Annotated in this window: 22 protein-coding genes; 10 read left to right on the forward strand and 12 right to left on the reverse strand. The window is 61.0% G+C overall.

The genetic code is table 11. The features are described 5' to 3' along the window. Positions 1-51 precede the first annotated feature (51 nt). Positions 52-948 carry a LysR family transcriptional regulator gene (locus M5B44_RS10770; protein WP_248739152.1) on the reverse strand — a complete coding sequence of 299 codons (897 nt, stop codon included), beginning with the start codon at positions 946-948 and terminating at the stop codon, positions 52-54. A 120-nt stretch (positions 949-1,068) separates the two neighbouring features. Here M5B44_RS10770 and M5B44_RS10775 point away from each other — a divergent pair, with 120 nt between their 5' ends. Continuing rightward, the gene (locus tag M5B44_RS10775) at positions 1,069-1,824 is read left to right on the forward strand and encodes an SDR family NAD(P)-dependent oxidoreductase (protein WP_085709691.1); all 756 of its coding nucleotides are present in this window, start codon (positions 1,069-1,071) and stop codon (positions 1,822-1,824) included. A 59-nt stretch (positions 1,825-1,883) separates the two neighbouring features. Here the strand turns inward: M5B44_RS10775 and M5B44_RS10780 are convergent, their stop codons facing one another. Continuing rightward, on the reverse strand, positions 1,884-2,321 hold the full coding sequence (locus M5B44_RS10780; RefSeq protein WP_248739153.1) for a multidrug/biocide efflux PACE transporter: 438 nt from the start codon (positions 2,319-2,321) through the stop codon (positions 1,884-1,886). Positions 2,322-2,409: 88 nt separating this feature from the next. Between M5B44_RS10780 and M5B44_RS10785 the strand changes: the two genes are divergently transcribed. Further along, the gene (locus M5B44_RS10785) at positions 2,410-3,264 is read left to right on the forward strand and encodes a LysR family transcriptional regulator (protein WP_248739154.1); all 855 of its coding nucleotides are present in this window, start codon (positions 2,410-2,412) and stop codon (positions 3,262-3,264) included. Between the two features lie 4 nt (positions 3,265-3,268). Here M5B44_RS10785 and M5B44_RS10790 read toward each other — a convergent pair whose 3' ends face one another. Beyond that, positions 3,269-4,105 (reverse strand): LysR family transcriptional regulator, encoded by an 837-nt coding sequence (locus M5B44_RS10790; protein ID WP_248739155.1) that lies wholly within the window; start codon positions 4,103-4,105, stop codon positions 3,269-3,271. A gap of 111 nt (positions 4,106-4,216) precedes the next feature. Between M5B44_RS10790 and M5B44_RS10795 the strand changes: the two genes are divergently transcribed. Continuing rightward, positions 4,217-4,942, forward strand: a complete 726-nt coding sequence (locus tag M5B44_RS10795; RefSeq protein WP_248739156.1) for an SDR family oxidoreductase — start codon at positions 4,217-4,219, stop codon at positions 4,940-4,942. A gap of 10 nt (positions 4,943-4,952) precedes the next feature. On the opposite strand, the gene M5B44_RS10800 is transcribed toward M5B44_RS10795, so the two are convergent. From M5B44_RS10800 to M5B44_RS10810, 3 genes are read right to left on the reverse strand one after another with little or no spacing between them, the layout of a single operon-like run. After that, positions 4,953-6,197 (reverse strand): RNA polymerase sigma factor, encoded by a 1,245-nt coding sequence (locus M5B44_RS10800; protein WP_248739157.1) that lies wholly within the window; start codon positions 6,195-6,197, stop codon positions 4,953-4,955. Then, a complete protein-coding gene (locus M5B44_RS10805; protein WP_007951101.1) occupies positions 6,190-6,534 on the reverse strand; it encodes a YciI family protein in 345 nt (114 codons plus the stop codon). The genes M5B44_RS10800 and M5B44_RS10805 overlap by 8 nt, the downstream gene beginning before the upstream one ends. Before the next feature lie 40 nt (positions 6,535-6,574). Then, the gene (locus M5B44_RS10810) at positions 6,575-7,000 is read right to left on the reverse strand and encodes a YybH family protein (protein WP_114884994.1); all 426 of its coding nucleotides are present in this window, start codon (positions 6,998-7,000) and stop codon (positions 6,575-6,577) included. Positions 7,001-7,142: 142 nt separating this feature from the next. Here M5B44_RS10810 and M5B44_RS10815 point away from each other — a divergent pair, with 142 nt between their 5' ends. Continuing rightward, complete coding sequence (locus M5B44_RS10815; protein WP_114884996.1) at positions 7,143-7,628, forward strand: GNAT family N-acetyltransferase; 486 nt, start codon at positions 7,143-7,145, stop codon at positions 7,626-7,628. 17 nt (positions 7,629-7,645) lie between these two features. Further along, the gene (locus M5B44_RS10820) at positions 7,646-8,251 is read left to right on the forward strand and encodes a pyridoxamine 5'-phosphate oxidase family protein (RefSeq protein WP_248739158.1); all 606 of its coding nucleotides are present in this window, start codon (positions 7,646-7,648) and stop codon (positions 8,249-8,251) included. Between the two features lie 5 nt (positions 8,252-8,256). Here M5B44_RS10820 and M5B44_RS10825 read toward each other — a convergent pair whose 3' ends face one another. The 3 genes from M5B44_RS10825 to M5B44_RS10835 all read right to left on the reverse strand — a co-directional run bounded on the left by M5B44_RS10825 (position 8,257) and on the right by M5B44_RS10835 (position 10,289). Continuing rightward, positions 8,257-8,745 (reverse strand): GNAT family N-acetyltransferase, encoded by a 489-nt coding sequence (locus M5B44_RS10825; protein ID WP_248739159.1) that lies wholly within the window; start codon positions 8,743-8,745, stop codon positions 8,257-8,259. Between the two features lie 317 nt (positions 8,746-9,062). After that, positions 9,063-9,557 (reverse strand): GyrI-like domain-containing protein, encoded by a 495-nt coding sequence (locus tag M5B44_RS10830; protein WP_096818199.1) that lies wholly within the window; start codon positions 9,555-9,557, stop codon positions 9,063-9,065. Positions 9,558-9,626: 69 nt separating this feature from the next. Beyond that, positions 9,627-10,289: a LysE family translocator gene (locus M5B44_RS10835; RefSeq protein WP_039766147.1), complete on the reverse strand. Its 663-nt coding sequence runs from the start codon at positions 10,287-10,289 to the stop codon at positions 9,627-9,629. A gap of 139 nt (positions 10,290-10,428) precedes the next feature. Between M5B44_RS10835 and alaC the strand changes: the two genes are divergently transcribed. After that, a complete protein-coding gene (alaC, locus tag M5B44_RS10840; RefSeq protein WP_114885004.1) occupies positions 10,429-11,637 on the forward strand; it encodes an alanine transaminase in 1,209 nt (402 codons plus the stop codon). Between the two features lie 63 nt (positions 11,638-11,700). Here the strand turns inward: alaC and M5B44_RS10845 are convergent, their stop codons facing one another. Together M5B44_RS10845 and M5B44_RS10850 are read right to left on the reverse strand one after the other, a co-directional pair. After that, positions 11,701-13,053: a GntP family permease gene (locus tag M5B44_RS10845; protein ID WP_085709678.1), complete on the reverse strand. Its 1,353-nt coding sequence runs from the start codon at positions 13,051-13,053 to the stop codon at positions 11,701-11,703. 82 nt (positions 13,054-13,135) lie between these two features. After that, the gene (locus tag M5B44_RS10850; protein WP_085730316.1) at positions 13,136-13,669 is read right to left on the reverse strand and encodes a gluconokinase; all 534 of its coding nucleotides are present in this window, start codon (positions 13,667-13,669) and stop codon (positions 13,136-13,138) included. A gap of 216 nt (positions 13,670-13,885) precedes the next feature. Here M5B44_RS10850 and M5B44_RS10855 point away from each other — a divergent pair, with 216 nt between their 5' ends. Both M5B44_RS10855 and M5B44_RS10860 read left to right on the forward strand, forming a co-directional pair. Continuing rightward, positions 13,886-14,917 (forward strand): LacI family DNA-binding transcriptional regulator, encoded by a 1,032-nt coding sequence (locus tag M5B44_RS10855; RefSeq protein ID WP_065259320.1) that lies wholly within the window; start codon positions 13,886-13,888, stop codon positions 14,915-14,917. Between the two features lie 110 nt (positions 14,918-15,027). Then, positions 15,028-15,432: a hypothetical protein gene (locus tag M5B44_RS10860; RefSeq protein ID WP_248739160.1), complete on the forward strand. Its 405-nt coding sequence runs from the start codon at positions 15,028-15,030 to the stop codon at positions 15,430-15,432. A 118-nt stretch (positions 15,433-15,550) separates the two neighbouring features. On the opposite strand, the gene M5B44_RS10865 is transcribed toward M5B44_RS10860, so the two are convergent. Next, positions 15,551-16,423 carry a LysR family transcriptional regulator gene (locus tag M5B44_RS10865; protein WP_248739161.1) on the reverse strand — a complete coding sequence of 291 codons (873 nt, stop codon included), beginning with the start codon at positions 16,421-16,423 and terminating at the stop codon, positions 15,551-15,553. 121 nt (positions 16,424-16,544) lie between these two features. Here M5B44_RS10865 and M5B44_RS10870 point away from each other — a divergent pair, with 121 nt between their 5' ends. Further along, positions 16,545-16,985, forward strand: coding sequence for a PACE efflux transporter (locus M5B44_RS10870; RefSeq protein WP_248739162.1), 441 nt, complete (start codon positions 16,545-16,547; stop codon positions 16,983-16,985). Positions 16,986-17,110: 125 nt separating this feature from the next. After that, positions 17,111-18,535, forward strand: a complete 1,425-nt coding sequence (locus tag M5B44_RS10875; protein WP_248739163.1) for an MFS transporter — start codon at positions 17,111-17,113, stop codon at positions 18,533-18,535. The last annotated feature ends 128 nt before the right edge of the window (positions 18,536-18,663 follow it).

Consider the following 18,663-nt stretch of genomic DNA (forward strand, 5'->3'; position numbering starts at 1 on the left):
GACCCGAATCCCTGTGAGAGTCTTGGCTCTCACAGGGATTTGCGGCAGGAATCAGAGCGTCGAACGAATCAAATCCCCCAGCCAGTCCATGAACACCCGCACCCGCAATGGCAGATGCCGCTGCCGGGCGTACAGCAGTGAAATGCCCATCGCCGGCGCGGTGTATTGCGGCAACACTGTGACCACCTCGCCGGTATCCAGATAAGTATTCATCCCAGTGCGCGGCACCTGGATCAGACCGAATCCCCCCAGGCACGCCGACTCATAGGCATCGGTGCTGTTGACCGTCACGCTGCCGGCCATCGGCACGCGGTGGACCTGCCCGTCCTGCTCGTAGACAAACCCTTCCGAACGCGACCCCAGCACACCGACGTAATGCACCAGCCGATGTTGCGCCAGGTCTTCCAGCGTCTGCGGCACGCCGTAGCGCTCGAGATACGCAGGACTGGCGCAGTTGATCATGCTGAAGTCCCCCAGATGCCGGGCGACCACCGATTGGTCGGGCTGCGCACCGATGCGCACCACGCAATCGAAGCCTTCGGCGAGCAGATCGACCCGGCGATCGGTGCTGCTGATTTCCAGTTCCAGGTTCGGATGCCGGGCCATGAATTCCGGCAGCTTAGGCATGATCAGCCGCCGCGACAGAATGTTCGGCATGTCGACCCGGATCCGCCCGGTCAGCGACGCTTCGTCCTGCCGGAACAGGTTTTCGATTTCGTCCATGTGCGACAGCAGATCCTTGCTGCGCTCGTACAGCGCGAGGCCGTCCTGAGTCGCCTGCACCCGGCGCGTGGTGCGTTGCAGCAGGCGCGTGCCGAGCAGGCTTTCCAGTGCCTGCACCTGCTCGGATACCGTCGAACGCGGCAGCCCCAGACTCTCCCCCGCCATCGTGAAACTCGACAATTCGCTGACCCGGACGAAGGTGCGCAGCAGTTCCAGTTTGTTCATGGGCCACCTGTTAATTGTTCGGCATGACCGACCAGTGATTCCGGTTTCAGTCTGTTTATCACCCCACGGCGGATAAATAAACTTTGCTGCATCAACCGTCACTGCTCTCGAGGAAATCCCATGAACCGCAAAATCGCATTGATCACCGGTGCCAGCCGTGGCCTCGGCAAGAACGCCGCCCTGCACCTCGCCGCCCAAGGCGTGGACATCATCGGCACCTACAACAGCCGCGCCGACGAAGCGCAATCGCTGGTCGAGGAGCTGAAAACACTCGGTGCCAACGCCGTGATGTTGCAACTGGATGTCGGCCGCAGCGAAGGTTTTGCCGATTTCGCCGTGCGCGTCGAACAAGCACTGCAACAGCTCGGACAGCCGCGCTTCGATTTCCTGATCAACAACGCCGGGATTGGTGTACATGCCTCCTTCGCCGACACCACGCCGGAGCAGTTCGACCTGCTGATGAACGTGCAGCTGAAAGGGCCGTTCTTCCTCACTCAGCAACTGCTGCCGCTGATCAACGATGGTGGGCGGATCATCAACATTTCCAGCGGCCTGGCCCGTTTCACCCTGCCGGGTTACGCAGCCTACGCGGCGATGAAAGGCGCAATGGAAGTGCTGACCCGTTATCAGGCCAAGGAGCTGGGTGCGCGGCAGATCGCCGTGAATATCCTGGCACCGGGCGCCATCGAAACTGACTTCGGCGGCGGTGCGGTGCGCGACAATTCGGCGCTGAATGCGATGGTCGCCAGCAACACTGCCCTGGGCCGTGCCGGGCAGCCGGATGACATTGGTGGCGCACTGGCGTTGTTGCTGTCGCCGGGGGCGCAGTGGATCAACGGTCAGCGGATTGAAGCGTCGGGCGGGATGTTTCTCTAAGCCCGAACAAAATCCGGACAAAAAAAATCGCAGCTCTCACAGGCTGCGATTTTTTGTTTTCAGCTCTGGCAAGCGTTGCGCATCACCAGCCGCTCGCGCACCACGTCATAACCCCAGTGGTAGATGTAGGTGTACGGCAGGAAGAACAGCAGCACGCCGATGTCGAGCAGGAACGCCTGCCACAGGCTGACCGACAGCCACCAGGCAATCAGCGGCACGCCCATCACGATCAACCCGCCCTCGAACAGCAGCGCATGCGCCACCCGCACCCAGGCGTTACGGGCGATGTTCCAGCGCTTGAGCAGCCGGTCGAAGAAGCCGTTGAACACCACGTTCCAGCCCAGGGCCAGCAACGCGACGGCAATGGTGACGGCGCCCATTTCCACCAGCGGTTTGCCCATGATCCACGCCAGCAACGGCGTACAGATCAGGATCGCCAGCAGTTCGAAACCGATGGCCTGGAAGATACGTTCAGTGATGGATTTGTTGGCAGTCATGGCCGAAGTCCTCTGTGAAGATGGTTGCCATGATCCAGCACCGAACCGATACTTTATAACCAATAACCATCGATCAAGGCGATAGTTCATGGCCTCTCAGGAAGTGTTGCTCGCATTTGTCCAGGCAGCCACTCAAGGTTCTTTTTCAGCGGCGGCACGCAAACTCGGGCGCAGTCAGTCCACCGTCAGTGCGGCGGTGGCCAGTCTGGAAATCGATCTGGACCTGGTGCTGTTCGACCGCAGCAGCCGCAAACCGACCCTGACCCCGGCCGGCCACGTGATGCTGCAACGGGCCGAGGCGATTCTGTCCGCCACCAGCCGACTGGAAATGACCGCCCGGCAATTGGCTCAGGGCGTCGAGCCGAAACTCACGGTGGCGATTTCCGACACTTATCAGTCCGACCGTTTCGAAGCCGCATTGGTGGGCTTCGAGCAGCGCTATCCGGACCTGGAGCTGGAATGCCTGATTGCCGAATGCGATGACCTGATCGAACTGGTGCAGCGCGGTCGCGCGCACCTGGCGTTCGCCGAGATGCAGGACAACTACCCGCCGGATCTGGCGACCGCGACCGTCGCCGAGCGCACTGAAATCGCCTTGTTCGTGGGTCGTGGGCATCCGCTGGCGACGCAGGATTCCATCGATCAAACAGTCCTTGAACAGCATCGCGAGCTGCGTCTGGCCACCATCGTCAATCCCTATGACAGTCGCGGCAAAGGCCGGGTGTGGTCGGCGCCGAGTTATCTGATGCTGCTGGAAATGGCCCAGAAAGGCTTCGGCTGGGCGCCACTGCCGCGCTGGCTGGTGGAGCATTTCGGCAATGACTCTCTGGTGGAACTGAACGTGCGCGGCTGGCCGAAACCAGTGTTCGTCGATGCCCTGTGGTCGCGGCTGTACCCGCCGGGGCCGGCGGGGAGCTGGTTGTTGAGCAAGATGCTTGAGTGAAGACTCAGGCAGCGACAATGGCCGGTGGCCGGTTATGCTGGAAAAACTCATGCAACCCGCGCATCGCCGGCAATTCCAGCGCCTGCGCCGCATAACACAACCCCACCCGCCGGGTCGGCGCGGGCAGGTGCAGCGCTCGCACCACGATTCGCTCATGCCCGCTCACCAGCGACTGCGGCAACATCGCCACGCCGACACCTGCCGCCACCATGTGCAACGCCTGTTGCAGTGAACCGGCATGCCCCGCCACCGCTTCCGGCGAGCGCCCATAAAGCGCCATCAACCGCTGATGCGAAGGATGCTGCGGACAGGTGATCCAGTCCTCGATCGGTGCCCAGCCTACCTGCGCGTTGGCCATCGGGTGATCAAGGGGCAGCGCCATCACATAGGACTCTTCCCACAACGGCAGGAACAGCTCGTCCTCGCAGCACATTTCCTCGACCGCCAATCGACCGTCGCCGTGACAGCCCTCTTCCAGGGTCAGCAACAGATTGGGCAACGCCTGATGAGCCATGCGCACAAAGGCTTCGATGTGGCTGGCGGCAATATCGCCCTCAATGCCGAGGGTCAGCGGCGCGCGGTTTTCGCGGCCGCGAAACATCCGGCTCAACGCCTCGGATTCGGCCACCATCCGCCGCGCCTGCGGGTACAGCAGTCGCGCTTCGTCGCTGACTTCCACACCACGGGGCTGGCGCACGAATAGCGTCGCGCCGAGTTCTTCTTCCAGCTGTTTGATGGTCACCGACAACGTGGGCTGACTGATGAACAGCCGTTGCGCGGCGGCGGTGATGTTGCGTTCCTCGAACACCGCGAGGAAGGCTTTGAGATGGCGGATATCCATAGGAGATTCCGATGGCAGACAGAGAAATAAGGCATTTTTCAGCTTTCAGCGGGCTAAATATACTGCGTCACGAATCTGGTTATTTGTTTTTCTTATCTCAGGAGTCCAACCATGGGCAAGCCATTGATCATCATCACCGGCGCCAGCTCGGGCATCGGCGAAGCCACCGCCCGCCGCTTGAGCGCTGCCGGCCATCCGCTTTTGTTGCTGGCGCGGCGCATCGAACGCCTCGAAGCACTGGCCCTGCCGAACACCCTCAGCCGCCGCGTCGACATCACCGACCGCGCCGCGCTGCTGGCCGCTGTGGCCGAGGCTGAAACGCAGTTCGGCCCGGCCGACGCGCTGATCAACAACGCCGGGGTGATGCTGCTGGGCGAGATGAGCAAACAGGACCCGGCGCAGTGGGACCAGATGCTCGACGTCAACGTGAAAGGCCTGCTCAACGGCGTGCACGCGGTGGTCGCCGGGATGATCGAGCGCAAGCACGGCACCATTATCAACGTCAGCTCGGTGGCCGGGCGCAAGACGTTCCCGAACCATGTGGCGTATGTCGGCACCAAGTTTGCGGTGCACGGGTTGTCGGAAAACCTGCGTGAAGAACTGGCGCCGCATAACGTGCGGGTGACCACGATTGCGCCGGGCGCGGTGGAAACCGAATTGTTGAGCCATACCACGGATGAGGCGATCAAGACCGGGTATCAGGCCTGGAAGCAGGACATGGGTGGGACGGTGTTGAGTGCCGAGGATGTGGCGACGGCGATTGCTTATGCGTATGGGCAGCCGCAGGGGGTTTGTATTCGGGAGATTGTGATGGCTGCTACGCGGCAGCAGGCCTGATCCCATCTTTTCAAGGGCGATTGCTCGGCGCCAGCTCCTGCAATCGTCCTTCGATAAACCTGCGTTCCGGCTCCTGCCGGGTCAGTTCCAAGGCTCGCCGGTAAGCCACCCTCGCCTCCTCAACCCGCCCCAACTGCCGACAAAACTCCGCCCGCGCCGAATGCGCCAGGTGGTAATCCTGCAAGTCCCCGCGCTCCAGAATTCCCTCGATCAAGGTCAACCCGGCCAACGCCCCGTCACGCTTGGCAACCGCCACCGCCCGGTTCAACTCGATCACCGGCGACGGCACCGCCCGCAGTAACACGTCATACAGCCCGACGATCTGTTCCCAGTCGGTCTCCCCCGCCGTCGGCGCCTCGGCATGCACCGCCGCAATCGCCGCTTGCAGACAGTACGGCCCGAAGCGTCCGGTGGTCAGCGCCCGCTCCACCAGATCGCAGCCTTCGGCAATCAGCTCGGCATTCCACAATCCGCGATCCTGATCATCCAGCAGAATCAATTCCCCATCCGCCGATGAACGAGCCGAACGTCGCGACTCATGCAACAGCATCAATGCCAGCAAGCCCATGACTTCCGGGTCGGGCAACAACTCCAGCAGCAGACGCCCCAGACGAATCGCCTCACGGGTCAAATCCTCGCGGGTCACCTGGGCGCCGCCGGACGCCGAGTAGCCTTCGTTGAACACCAGATAAATCACCCGCAACACGCTGTCGAGGCGCTCGGGCAGTTCGTTCAGACCCGGGACTTGATAGGGGATTTTCGCGTCGCGGATCTTCGCCTTGGCGCGCACGATGCGCTGGGCAATCGCCGCCGGGGCCGAGAGAAATGCACGGGCGATTTCTTCGGTGGTGAGGTCGCAGACTTCGCGCAGGGTCAGCGGCACTTGCGCGTCCGCCGCCAGCGCCGGGTGGCAGCAGGTGAAGATCAGGCGCAGGCGATCGTCTTCCACGTCTTCAACGTCCCATTCGGACTGTTCCAGCTCTTCCAGTTGCGCCAGCAGCAACGGCTGCGAGGCCTTGAACCGTGCCCGACGGCGCAACACGTCGATGGCCTTGAAGCGCCCGGTGGACACCAGCCACGCCCGAGGGTTATCGGGCACGCCATCCTGCTGCCAGCGCTCGACCGCGACGAAGAACGCCTCGTGCAAGGCTTCTTCGGCGAGGTCGAAATCGCCGAGCAGACGGATCAGGGTCGCGAGGATCCGCCGCGAGTCTTCGCGGTAGACCTGCGCGACCCGGGCCGCGACCTCAGACATTCAACTGCCGCACGGGACGCACTTCAACACTGCCGACCCGGGCCGCCGGAATGTTGCCGGCGACCTGGATCGCTTCATTGAGGTCCCGCGCGTCGATCAGGTAGAAACCGGCCAACTGCTCCTTGGTCTCGGCGAACGGGCCGTCGGTGATCGACAACTTGCCGTTGCGCATGCGCACCGTGGTGGCGGTCTGCACCGACTCCAGCGCTTCGGCGGCGACCATCCGGCCGCTGCCCTGGATCGACTCGGCGTAGGCCCAGCACTCGGCGTCTTCCGGGCTGTCGGGCGACGAATGCAGCAGGCGCTCATCGCTGTAGACCAGGCATAAATACTTCATGGCGTTCTCCTGAATCGGACGGATCAACTATGGCTGAAGATCAGGGTTTCGCATCGAACAGCGTCGAGCCGGTCATCGGATCGAACGGTGCCGACCAGTGTTCATGGGCAATTTTCCACGCTCCGCCGACCAGCCGATAGCAGGCGGTGGCGCGCATCCAGCAGCTCTGGGTTTCACCCTTGTCATTGGTGCCGCCGCAGTTGGCGACCCAGTGGGCGAAGGCGATGTTGTCCCCGGTCTCGATGGCGATTTCGTGGAACTCGAAAATGTGCGGGCCGGGGCACATTTCCATGCAGGCCACCCAGTGGGCGCGGTAGGCCTCCTTGCCCTTGAATTGCAGGGCCTTGATCGCATCGAACGAGAGGATGTCGTCGGCGTAAAGGGTCATGACCTTTTCCACGTCCTTGGTCATGACGGCCTGACGGTAAGTGTCGATGATGGCTTGAATCTGCGCTTGCGTACTCATGGGTTTTCTCCCTGTTTTTTGTTGTGAAGACACCCTTTGTCGTTCGGCGACTGGCCGGATCGACAGCTGAAACAAAAAAATTCCGAAGAAGACAAAATCGCTAGAATCCGGGACTCATCTTTGTAGGAAAAAGGAAATTCCCGTGTCAGCCCGACTCGTGCCTTACGAAAGCCTGAACGCCACCCAACGCCAGCAGGTCGAGGCCATTGAAATCCACGCCGAGCAGATCAAGTTCTCCGGCGACATCCACGGCGCCCTGCACACGCTGCTGTCGAAACCCGGCCCCGGCGTGAAAGGTTTTGCGCTGCTCGCCGAAGAGGTGCCGGTGGCATTCCTGCTGCTCAAGCGCCCGCCGGTGTTGCCGGAATGGGCCGATGAGCACAGCGCAACCCTGCATGCATTGCAGGTCGATCACCGCGCCCAGGGCAAGGGTTATGGCAAGGCCTGTCTGCTGGCGTTGCCGGACGTTGCGCGTCAGGCCTGGCCGGAGATCAAAGGGCTGGAACTGTCGGTGGACGCCGACAACGACGCCGCGATTGCGCTGTACGCCAGGTACGGTTTCGTCGACAGCGGCGAAGCGTACAAGGGTCGCATCGGTTACGAGCGGCGCATGGGCCTGTTCTTCTAATCGTCGAGGGAGCAACGATGATCGATTCAATCGAAGCGCTGGAAGCCATTTACGGACTGCCCCACGAACGGGCGGTGCGCAAGCAGATCGGCTTTCTCAACGAGGACTATCAGGCGATGGTCCGGGTCTCGCCGCTGGTGATTGTCAGTTCGGTGGGCGCCGATGGCATCGACGGTTCGCCGCGTGGCGACGCGCCGGGGTTTGTGCGAATCATCGACGAACGCACCCTGGCTTTGCCGGACCGTCCGGGCAACAACCGCATCGATACCTTGCGCAACGTGCTGCACGATCCACGGGTGTCGCTGCTGTTCATCATTCCGGGGATTGGCGAGACGTTGCGGGTCAACGGCACCGCAACTATCAGCGCTGATCCGGAGTTGCTGGAAAGCTTCGCGGTCAACGGCAAACCGGCGCGCACGGTGTTGCTGGTGACGGTGGAGGCAGCGTTCTTCCATTGCTCGAAAGCGTTTGTGCGATCGGATGCATGGAATCCGCAAACTCATCTGCCGCGCTCGGCGCTGCCGACGGCGGGCGCGTTTCACAAGCGGCTGAATGATGGGCAGTTTGATGCCGAGGCCTATGATCGCGAGGCCCCGGCACGGGTGCGTGAAACGCTCTACTGAAGTCTTTACAGGGTCAGGATCATCTCGTGCCACGCCATCCCGCCGTGGTCGGACTCGGACGGTTTGATGTAGGCAAAACCGAATCCGGCGTACAGCGGGATGTGCCGTTCCTTGCACATCAGGTGAATCGTCGCCTTGCCCTGGGCGCGCATGCGCTCGATGAACTCGCCCAGCAGGCGCTTGGCCAGACCCAGGCCTTGAAAGTCCGGGTGCACCACCACCGACATGATCACCACGTTCGGCCCCGCCGGATCGTGGCCGATCAGTTCCTTGAACGCCTCGTCGGACATCTGCACGTCAAACGCCGCGCCGGAGTTGATGAACCCCGCCACCTGCCCGTCCACTTCGGCGACGATGAAACCGTCCGGCCAAGTGGCGATGCGCGTGGCGATCTTCTCGCGGGTCGCGGCTTCGTCGCCTTCATAGGCGAGGGTTTCGATGGCGTAGCAGCGATCCAGATCGGCGGCGGTGACGTGGCGGATGACGGTGTTCATGGCGGCTCGAAATCAGTGAAAACAGGGCTGCCAAGGATAAAGGAATAAGGTGTTCATATCGATCCGCACGGGCGGCGTAAAGCCTGCGTATAAGCGCTTTTCTTCGGATTCGGGACGGTCTATTCCTGAGCACTGTCTCTGATCACCCGAAGGGGAAACAGCTTATGAGCAGCGTGGAAATCGGTTTGTTGATGGTGTTGGGCATCAGCTTCTTCGGCTTCATTACCCTGGGCATCGACCTGTTGCGGGCACGACGGATCAAGGGCAAGTAAGGCTTGATCGGCAGCGCGAAGCGGGTTCGCGCTGCCGGTCGTTCATCAGGTTTTCTTTTCGACCGGGACGCAGATTTCCAGCTTGCCGGTATTGGTTTTCGGATTGAAATCGGCGCTGTAGCGTTCCAGCTCCGGGGCGTTGAGGCCCTTGTATTCGGAGGCCGGCAGCCAGGTTTTGTAGATGTACTCGATGGTCTGCGGCAGCAGGTCGAGCGAACCCTTGTGCTCGAACACCGCGTACTGGCGCGGGAGGATTTCGATCCACGGATACTTTTCCTGCGGGAAGTCGTCCAGCTTCCTGATCTCGACCCCGGCCATGTAATCGAAACCGCCGTTGCCGTCGAAATTGCTGCAGACGCCGTAGGTCACTTCACCCTTCTGCCCCGGAATATTTCCGATGTGCGGGATGAGTTTTTCCCACAGCGCAGGGATGTCCTGGACGGTCTCTTTGGTAAAGCGATCGCGAAAACCTGCAATCAGCAGGAAGTGTCCATGTTCGAAGCGAGGTTCAGCCACTTCGACGCGTTTTTGCTCATCCATGACTCGACTCCTTGGAACGAAAAAAGTGGGTTCGGCTGGGAGTATAGAAGCCAAACCCGATTCGCACATTTACAGCGTATGCAGGGCCTCGGCGGCGCCGGAGCCGACGAATTCGTTATAGCCGGATACGATCACGTAGACCGCGAAATAGCAGAAGATCGCTGCAGATGCCATGTAGGAATAGCGCAGCAGCTTGTCGCCCAGCAGTTTGCCGCCATGGCTCGCGGCGAAGCACAGGCCCGCCGACCACAGCAGCCCGGCACACAGAAAACCGCCAAGAAACAGCGCCGAACTCAAAGGACCGCCGCCACCGGATCGGGCGATCAAGGTGCCACCCACGGCGGCGAACCAGAGGATGGCGCTCGGCGACGACATGGCGAGAAATATCCCGCGGAAGAATTCCTTGCGATGGGAGTTTTGGCCGACTTCCGCCGTCGCTGCCAGCTGCGCCTCGTGGTGGATCGCCGAATAGATCATCTTCGCCGCGAAGTAGATCAACAGCGCCGAACCGCCGATCCACAGCACCCAGCGCACGGTTTCGTATTGCAGCAGAACGGTCATTCCGGCCAGGGCCAGCACCGCGTAGATCAGGTCACCGACGCAGGTGCCGAGGCCCAGCGCGAAGCCCTGAAAATAGCCGCGCTGCATGGCCAGGGTGATCATCGCGATGTTGGCCACGCCGATGTCCAGGCACAGCGAAAGGCTCAGCAAGAAGCCGCTGGTGAATTCCATTGACCGTTTTCCTTGGGAAAAAATTGTTGTCGTGCACGCTGGACAGTCTGCCATCGCTGCCCTTATCTTCCGCCACAGGTCACCGCAGTGACCAGCGTCGCTCGGACGGTTCCGGGCGCTTACGTTATCCGAGGCAACAATGGCTGAACAAGGTTCGCCGCGCCGCTTTGCGCGCATAGATCGACTCCCCCCTTACGTTTTCAACATCACTGCCGAGCTGAAGATGGCCGCCCGACGTCGTGGCGAAGACATCATCGACTTGAGCATGGGCAACCCCGACGGCGCCACGCCGCCGCACATCGTTGAAAAACTGGTGCAGGTTGCACAACGCGAAGACACCCACGGTTACTCCACGTCCAAGGGCATTCCGCGCCTGCGCCGGGCGATTTCCAACTGGTACAAGGACCGCTACGAGGTCGACATCGACCCGGAAAGCGAAGCTATCGTCACCATCGGTTCCAAGGAAGGCCTGGCACACCTGATGCTGGCAACCCTGGACCAGGGCGATACCGTGCTGGTGCCGAACCCGAGCTACCCGATTCACATCTACGGTGCCGTGATTGCCGGCGCCCAGGTGCGGTCGGTGCCGCTGGTGCCGGGCGTGGACTTCTTCGATGAGCTGGAACGGGCGATTCGCGGCTCGATCCCGAAGCCGAAGATGATGATCCTCGGCTTCCCGTCCAACCCGACCGCACAGTGCGTGGAGCTGGATTTCTTCGAACGGGTGATCGCCCTCGCCAAACAGTACGACGTGCTGGTGGTGCACGACCTGGCCTACGCCGACATCGTCTACGACGGCTGGAAAGCCCCGTCGATCATGCAGGTGCCGGGCGCCAAGGACATCGCGGTGGAGTTTTTCACCCTGTCCAAGAGCTACAACATGGCGGGCTGGCGCATCGGTTTCATGGTCGGTAACCCGGAGCTGGTCAGCGCCCTGGCGCGGATCAAGAGTTACCACGACTACGGCACTTTCACCCCGCTGCAGGTGGCCGCGATTGCTGCACTGGAAGGCGATCAGCAATGCGTGCGCGACATCGCCGAGCAGTATCGCCAGCGCCGCAACGTGCTGGTCAAGGGCCTGCATGAGCTGGGCTGGATGGTCGAGAACCCGAAAGCTTCGATGTACGTCTGGGCGAAGATTCCCGAAGCCTACGCGCACCTCGGTTCGCTGGAATTCGCCAAGAAGCTGCTGGCCGAGGCCAAGGTCTGCGTCTCGCCGGGTGTCGGTTTCGGTGAGTACGGCGACGATCACGTGCGCTTCGCGCTGATCGAAAACCAGGACCGGATTCGTCAGGCAGTACGCGGGATTCGCGGGATGTTCCGGGCGGATGGCCTGGGCACCAAGTAACTGGCGAATTGCACCCACAAAAAAACCGCATCGCTGCGGTTTTTTTGTGTCTTGCGTTCGAGGTTAAACGAACAGCGACAGCAACAGAATGAAGCCCAGGCCAACCACCGACAGGATGGTTTCCATCGCCGTCCAGGTCTTGAAGGTCTCGGCCACGGTCATGTTGAAGTACTGCTTCACCAGCCAGAAACCGGCGTCGTTGACGTGGGACAGGATCAGGGAACCGGCACCGGTGGCCAGCACCAGCAGCTCACGGTTCACACCCGGGATCATCCCGACCACCGGCACCACGATGCCCGCGCCTGTAATGGTCGCCACGGTGGCCGAACCGGTCGCGATACGGATCACCGCCGCCACCAGCCACGCCAGCAGGATCGGCGAAATCTGCGCGCTGACCGCCATGTGGCCGATCACGTCGCCCACGCCGCTGGTCACCAGCATCTGCTTGAAGCCGCCGCCAGCACCGATGATCAGGATGATCGCGGCGGTGGGCGCCAGGCTCGCATCCAGCCACTTGAGCATCTGTTGGGAACCGATGCCCTGCTTATGGCCGAAGGTGTAAAGCGACAGCAGCAACGCCAGCAGCAGCGCCGAGATCGGGTGACCGATCATGTCCATCCAGGTGCGGAAGAAATGACCGTCCGGTAGCGCCACGTCGGCGAAGGTTTTCAGCAGCATCAGGAACACCGGCAGCAGCACGGTGACCAGGGTGATGCCGAAGCTTGGCAGCTTGGTCGAATCAGTTTCACGGGCCAGTTGATCGACCAGTTCCTGATTCGGCGTGCCCGGAATGTGCTTGGCGATGAACGTACCGAAGATCGGACCGGCAATGATGGCGGTCGGCAGCGCGACGATCAGACCATAGAGAATGGTCTTGCCGATGTCGGCACCGAACACGCCGATGGCCAGCAACGGGCCCGGGTGCGGCGGCACCAGACCGTGCACGGCGGACAGGCCGGCGAGCAGCGGGATACCGATCTTGATGATCGACACACCGGTGCGGCGAGCAACGATGAACACCAGCGGAATCAGCAATACAAAGCCGATTTCGAAGAACAGCGGAATGCCCACCAGGAACGCGGCGAACATCATGGCCCACTGCACGCGCTCTTTGCCGAACGCGCGAATCAGGGTCTGGGCGATCTGATCGGCACCGCCGGATTCGGCCATCATCTTGCCGAGCATGGTGCCCAGCGCGAGGATGATGCCGACGAAACCGAGCACGCCACCGAAGCCGTCCTGGAACGCCTTGATGATGGTGCCGATCGGCATGCCGGACGTCAGGCCGAGGAACGCGGCGGCGATGGTCAGGGCAATGAAGGGGTGAATCTTGAACTTGGTGATCAGGACGATAAGCCCGATCACCGTGACTACTGCATCAAGCAGCAGGTAGGCGTCATGGGACATGCCAAACATTGGGGGTGTCTCCTGGTTTGTTGTTGTTATTAAAGCGGGTTAATCAGAAGTCGAAAGGACAGCGCTGTCTTCACAATCACACTCATACCGCCTGTTTCAGGCCATGGGCCTGCCACCAGACGTGGGCTTGCGACGCGAGTTCTTCAACGCTGTGGATCGAAGCGTTCAGGGCCAGGGTCAACGGCTCGCCTACCGGCGATTCGAGGGTGGCGAACTGGCTTTCGATCAGCGTCGCCGGCATGAAGTGGCCCGGGCGATGGGACACGCGGTCGGCGGCGACTTCAGGCGTCAATTCGAGGAACACGAAGCCCAGGCCCGGCAAGGCGCTGCGCAGACGTTCGCGATAAATGTGCTTGAGGGCCGAGCAGGTCAGCACCGGGCGTTCGCCCAGAGCGTCAACACGACGCAGCTCATCGCACAGGCTGTCGAGCCAGCCGGCACGGTCTTCGTCGTTCAGGGGGATCCCCGCGCTCATCTTTTCGATGTTCGCGGCCGGATGGAAAGTATCGCCTTCAATGGCAGTGGCGCCGCTCAATTGGCACAGGGCCTCGCTGACGCACGTCTTGCCGCAACCGGCAACGCCCATGATGACCAGGGCGGTGATGGGATGATTCATGTAACACCTCAGCGCGCAGACAGCGCTACCTTTGCTAGCTATGACTCTAGTGCACAGGCAGAAGTTGCCGACGCCTTCTTGTCGTTTTTTTGGGTTGCAGCAGGTTTTGTCCCAACGCCAAAAAGCGAGGATCAGGCAGGACCTCGCTCACGCATTTGCAGCTGCATAAGGACAGCGCTACCTTAGTGCCTTGATTTTTGTTTGGCAAGCCGCCCGATGACCACCCCTAAAAACGATAAAAACACCCGCACCACCGGCCGTCCCACCCTCAATGAAGTCGCCCGGCTGGCCGGAGTCAGCCCGATTACGGCTTCTCGTGCCTTACGCGGGGTCAGCACCGTCGCCACCGAACTGGTGGAAAAAGTCCAGAAAGCCGCGCTGGAACTCAACTACGTGGTCAACCCCGCCGCCCGCGCCCTGGCCTCGGCCCAGAGCCATTCGGTGGTGGTGCTGGTGCCTTCGCTGGCCAACCTGTTGTTCATCGACACCCTGGAAGCCATTCATCGGGTGCTCACGCCCAAGGGCTTCGAAGTGCTGATCGGCAACTTCCACTACTCCCGGGATGAAGAAGAAAACCTGCTGCGCAACTACATGGCCTATCAGCCACGGGGTTTGCTGCTGACCGGTTTCGACCGCACCGAAACCTCGCGGCGGATGATCGAGGCCAGCAACATTCCCTGCGTGTACATGATGGAACTGGACAGTGCCGCCGGTGTGAATTGCGTCGGCTTCTCCCAGCTCAGCGCCGGGGAAACCGCCGCCGAACATTTGCTGTCCCGTGGCCGCAAGCGCCTGGCCTACATCGGCGCGCAGCTCGATCAGCGCACCCTGTTGCGCGGTGAAGGCTTCCGTAAAGCATTGCAGAAGGCCGGTCGCTACGACCCGGATCTGGAAGTGCTGACCCCGCGTTCTTCGTCCGTAGGACTGGGCGGCGAGTTGTTCCTGCAACTGCTGGCGGCGCATCCGGACGTCGATGCGATCTTCTTCGGCAACGACGACCTGGCACAGGGCGCCCTGCTCGAGGCGCTGCGCAACGGGATCAGGATCCCCGAGCAAGTGGCGATCCTCGGCTTCAACGACCTGCCGATGTCAGAGCACATGGTGCCGCGCCTGAGCAGCATCAACACCCCGCGTGAGGCCATCGGCCGGCGTGCGGCGGAGCAGATGCTGACACTGATGGCCGGCAACAGCGTGGCGCGACCGGTCGAGGATATGGGCTTCGAACTTAAGATCCGCGAGAGCACCTGATAGGTGCCACCTGTAAGTTCTGACAGTAGACAGCATTCTGAGCGGGGAGAATCATGTGGCTGCCGCGTTGATCAACGACGCGCCCTCCCTTATTCACCAAGGATGTGATCATGAAAAAATCAAACGCTACGGGAACTTTCAACGCGAAAATCCAGGAAAACGGCGGCACAGAGATATCCCTCGACTTCACCACCCTCTATCTCGATTTTGCAACCGGCACGCTGAGCGTTGCCGGGTTCGTACCGGGTTCAACACAACCAGAACAAGGGCTTCAGTGTGATTTGTCAGGCGCTATCAACCCTGGTGTTTTCCCGATTGGTGCCGGCGCGTCCGCTTTTTACAACACAGGAAAACCGGGCGACAGTTCCTGGAATGCGGTATCGGGCAAAATCACTCTAAGCGCAGTAGATATCAAGAAATCGGCAAGCGGTGAAATTGAATTTACCGCCCAAGACGCCGCAAATCCGACGAAGAATGCCTTCATTCGCGCAAAATTCTCTCTCACGAATATCTAGGCTATGTGGACCCGCCGACTTCGTAATTCTCTTCGCAAGTAATCCAGGCAAACGCCCTCTTTCTGTGGGGCGATTGCTCTTGAGAGTCGCTGTAGTCTCCTTGGAATATAGCCACGTATTAGCTACCGAGTAACTCCACAAGAGCCAGCGCCCCCTTCTGCAACGGCTGGCTCTTGAGCCACACCGCATGCACCGGCAGTACCAGGCCGTTTTCGATGTTGCGGAAATTCAGCCGTTTCAATCGTCCGCTATCGAGCCACGGCTGCACCACCGACAGCGGGAAATTGCCCCAGCCCAACCCTGCCTCGACCATCTCCAGCGCCGTCTCCAGGCTGTCGGTGCGCCAGTGGGATTCAGCCACCAGCGGCCGGGTTTCGCTGATCGGCAAATCGCGGCTACCGACCACGATCTGCCGCACATGCACCAGATCTTCGAGAAACAGATCCTGCCCCTGCAACAGCGGACTGTCCGCTGCCAGCGTGGCGATCATCCGTTCACTGCCGACAAACTGAAAGCGCTCCAGCACGTTCACGCTCAACCCGGCGAACGCCAGGCACACGCTGACCCGGCCACTGTGAAGCATCGCCAGCACGTCATCCTGCGGCGCGGTCAGCACTTCGATGTCGAGCAGCGGATGACGCTCGCTGATCTCCTTGATCGCCGCCAACAACCGTCGACGATCGATATCCGTCGCCACGCCAATCGACAACTTGCTCTCCAGCCCCAACGACAGCTGCACCGCATGCACCTGCAATTGCTTGAGCTGATCGGCGATCAGTCGCGCATGGGGCACCAGCGACAGCGCCATCGCCGTGGGTTGCGGTTCGCGGTGACTGCGGTCGAACAGCGGATAGCCGAGTTCGGCCTCCAGATTGCCGATGGCCATGCTCACCGCCGACGGGACTTTGCCCAACGCCCTGGCAGCGGCGGAAAACGAGCCGCGCTCGATCACCGCGAGAAACAGCTCGATGCTTTCGCTGTTGAAATTCATATTTTCTACCTATCAATAAAACTGAAAACTTCTGACTTTTTCTGTCATCGCCATTGAAGCTATCTTTCGTCGCCTTCGCCAGCCCCGTTGGCCACAAACCGCAAGAAAGAGGCAATTCCCCATGCAAGGCGTCAAACGCAAACTGGTCTACGTGTCGCTCTATGAAGTGATCGGCATGACCTTCTCGGCTCTCGGTCTGGCATTGTTGTCCGGCACTTCGCCCGGCAGCACCGGCCCGCTGGCGGTGATCATCACCACCATCGCCGTGACCTGGAACTTCATCTACACCTCGCTGTTCGAGCACTGGGAAAGCCGTCAGGTGTCGCGCACCCGCACAGTCAAACGCCGTATCGCCCACGCGGTCGGCTTTCAGCTGACGCTGATCGTGTTCCTGATTCCGCTGATTGCCTGGTGGATGAACATCAGCCTGGTGCAGGCCTTTCTGCTGGATCTGGCGCTGATCGTGTTCATCCCCTGCTACACCTTCGCCTTCAACTGGCTGTTCGATAAGGTGTTCGGTTTGCCGGCCTCGGCGCTGCCGGATCCGGCACCCGCAGCATGAATCGCTAAGAGGTAAACAGATATTGCAAGAAATCGGCGGTTTTCCCGCGTAAGCCGCCGATATAAGCAATCCTTGATTTCCGATAGCAGGCTAAGCTTTTCCATCATAAAAAAATGGATCGGCCCATGACTGCACACGCCCCCGCCGCCGCGCAACGCGACGGCATCGACCCGATACGCGCCGCACAGATTTCCGCCCGCATCGACCGCCTGCCGGCAGTCGCCACGATCTGGCGGCTGGTGGCGCTGCTGTCGATTGGTGGTTTTTTCGAACTCTATGACCTGTTCCAGACCGCCTACATCAGCCCCGGCCTGATTCGCGACGACATCTTCGCCACCGGCAATCAGGGCGTGTTCGGTTTCTCCGATCAGGCCGCGTTCGCCTCGGCGACGTTCCTCGGGTTGTTTCTCGGTGCCAGCCTGCTCAGCCCTTTGGCGGATCGGTTCGGGCGACGGGCGATCTTCACCTTCGCGCTGGTCTGGTACACCGTGGCCACGGTGCTGATGGGCGTGCAGAGCTCGGCACTGGGGATCATCTGCATGCGCTTTCTGGTGGGCATCGGCCTCGGCATCGAACTGGTGACCATCGACGCCTACCTCTCGGAACTGGTGCCCAAGCGCATGCGCAGTTCGGCGTTTGCCTTCGCGTTTTTCGTGCAGTTTCTTTCAGTACCGGCGGTGGCACTGATGTCCTGGTGGCTGGTGCCGCAGGCGCCGTTCGGGGTGTCCGGCTGGCGCTGGGTGGTGTTGGCGAGTGCGGTGTTTGCGCTGTTCATCTGGTGGCTGCGCAAACGCCTGCCGGAGTCGCCGCGCTGGCTGGCCCAGCATGGCCGTTTCGATGAGGCGAACCGGATTCTCGACGGTATCGAGGCACGCTGCGAGAAAGATCACCGTCAACCACTGGACGCACCGGAAGCGGTAGCCGTGGATGTCGAAGGCAAGGGCCGTTTTGCCGATATCTGGCAACCACCATACCGCCGCCGCGCGCTGATGCTGATCGTCTTCCACATCTTCCAGGCCATCGGCTTCTTCGGCTTCGGCAACTGGCTGCCGGCGCTGCTTTCCGGTCAGGGTGTCAGCGTCACTCACAGCCTGATGTACGCGTTCATCATCACCCTCGCCTACCCGCTCGGGCCGTTGCTGTTCGTCAAATTTGCCAACCGTTTCGAGAACAAGTGGCAGATCGTCGGCTCGGCCCTCGGCGCCATGACTTTCGGCACCTTGTTCGCGTTGCAGACCAGCGCCTTCGGCCTGATCTTCTGCGGGGTGATGATCACCTTCTGCAACGCCTGGCTGAGCTTCAGTTATCACTCCTATCAGAGCGAACTGTTCCCCACCAACATCCGCGCCCGGGCGGTGGGGTTCTGTTATTCGTTCAGTCGTTTGTCGACGGTGTTCAGCAGCCTGTTGATCGGTCTGTTCCTCGAACACTTCGGCACACCGGGCGTGTTGGCGTTCATCGTCGCCAGCATGTTGATCGTGATGCTGACCATCGGCTACTTCGGCCCTCGCACCCGCAACCTGGCGCTGGAAAACATCGCCCATCGCTGACGGACAACGGTCATCTTCTGCCGCCGGACGGCAAAGGATGACCGCTTCTGAAAACTGGAAACTCATTAACCTGCTGAGTTCACGGGACTTATTCTGACGGCACGGTAATTGCTGCTTTACCGCCGACA

Origin of the sequence: Pseudomonas sp. MWU12-2029, assembly GCF_023242425.1 — a bacterium.
Lineage (GTDB): Bacteria > Pseudomonadota > Gammaproteobacteria > Pseudomonadales > Pseudomonadaceae > Aquipseudomonas > Aquipseudomonas kribbensis.

Excerpts from the sequence above, each read along its gene's own strand:
- M5B44_RS10770 (WP_248739152.1), bottom strand. The coding sequence starts at position 948 with ATGAACAAACTGGAACTGCTGCGCACCTTCGTCCGGGTCAGCGAATTG.
- M5B44_RS10775 (WP_085709691.1), top strand. The coding sequence starts at position 1,069 with ATGAACCGCAAAATCGCATTGATCACCGGTGCCAGCCGTGGCCTCGGC.
- M5B44_RS10780 (WP_248739153.1), bottom strand. The coding sequence starts at position 2,321 with ATGACTGCCAACAAATCCATCACTGAACGTATCTTCCAGGCCATCGGT.
- M5B44_RS10785 (WP_248739154.1), top strand. The coding sequence starts at position 2,410 with ATGGCCTCTCAGGAAGTGTTGCTCGCATTTGTCCAGGCAGCCACTCAA.
- M5B44_RS10790 (WP_248739155.1), bottom strand. The coding sequence starts at position 4,105 with ATGGATATCCGCCATCTCAAAGCCTTCCTCGCGGTGTTCGAGGAACGC.
- M5B44_RS10795 (WP_248739156.1), top strand. The coding sequence starts at position 4,217 with ATGGGCAAGCCATTGATCATCATCACCGGCGCCAGCTCGGGCATCGGC.
- M5B44_RS10800 (WP_248739157.1), bottom strand. The coding sequence starts at position 6,197 with ATGTCTGAGGTCGCGGCCCGGGTCGCGCAGGTCTACCGCGAAGACTCG.
- M5B44_RS10805 (WP_007951101.1), bottom strand. The coding sequence starts at position 6,534 with ATGAAGTATTTATGCCTGGTCTACAGCGATGAGCGCCTGCTGCATTCG.
- M5B44_RS10810 (WP_114884994.1), bottom strand. The coding sequence starts at position 7,000 with ATGAGTACGCAAGCGCAGATTCAAGCCATCATCGACACTTACCGTCAG.
- M5B44_RS10820 (WP_248739158.1), top strand. The coding sequence starts at position 7,646 with ATGATCGATTCAATCGAAGCGCTGGAAGCCATTTACGGACTGCCCCAC.
- M5B44_RS10825 (WP_248739159.1), bottom strand. The coding sequence starts at position 8,745 with ATGAACACCGTCATCCGCCACGTCACCGCCGCCGATCTGGATCGCTGC.
- M5B44_RS10830 (WP_096818199.1), bottom strand. The coding sequence starts at position 9,557 with ATGGATGAGCAAAAACGCGTCGAAGTGGCTGAACCTCGCTTCGAACAT.
- M5B44_RS10835 (WP_039766147.1), bottom strand. The coding sequence starts at position 10,289 with ATGGAATTCACCAGCGGCTTCTTGCTGAGCCTTTCGCTGTGCCTGGAC.
- alaC (WP_114885004.1), top strand. The coding sequence starts at position 10,429 with ATGGCTGAACAAGGTTCGCCGCGCCGCTTTGCGCGCATAGATCGACTC.
- M5B44_RS10845 (WP_085709678.1), bottom strand. The coding sequence starts at position 13,053 with ATGTTTGGCATGTCCCATGACGCCTACCTGCTGCTTGATGCAGTAGTC.
- M5B44_RS10850 (WP_085730316.1), bottom strand. The coding sequence starts at position 13,669 with ATGAATCATCCCATCACCGCCCTGGTCATCATGGGCGTTGCCGGTTGC.
- M5B44_RS10855 (WP_065259320.1), top strand. The coding sequence starts at position 13,886 with ATGACCACCCCTAAAAACGATAAAAACACCCGCACCACCGGCCGTCCC.
- M5B44_RS10860 (WP_248739160.1), top strand. The coding sequence starts at position 15,028 with ATGAAAAAATCAAACGCTACGGGAACTTTCAACGCGAAAATCCAGGAA.
- M5B44_RS10865 (WP_248739161.1), bottom strand. The coding sequence starts at position 16,423 with ATGAATTTCAACAGCGAAAGCATCGAGCTGTTTCTCGCGGTGATCGAG.
- M5B44_RS10870 (WP_248739162.1), top strand. The coding sequence starts at position 16,545 with ATGCAAGGCGTCAAACGCAAACTGGTCTACGTGTCGCTCTATGAAGTG.
- M5B44_RS10875 (WP_248739163.1), top strand. The coding sequence starts at position 17,111 with ATGACTGCACACGCCCCCGCCGCCGCGCAACGCGACGGCATCGACCCG.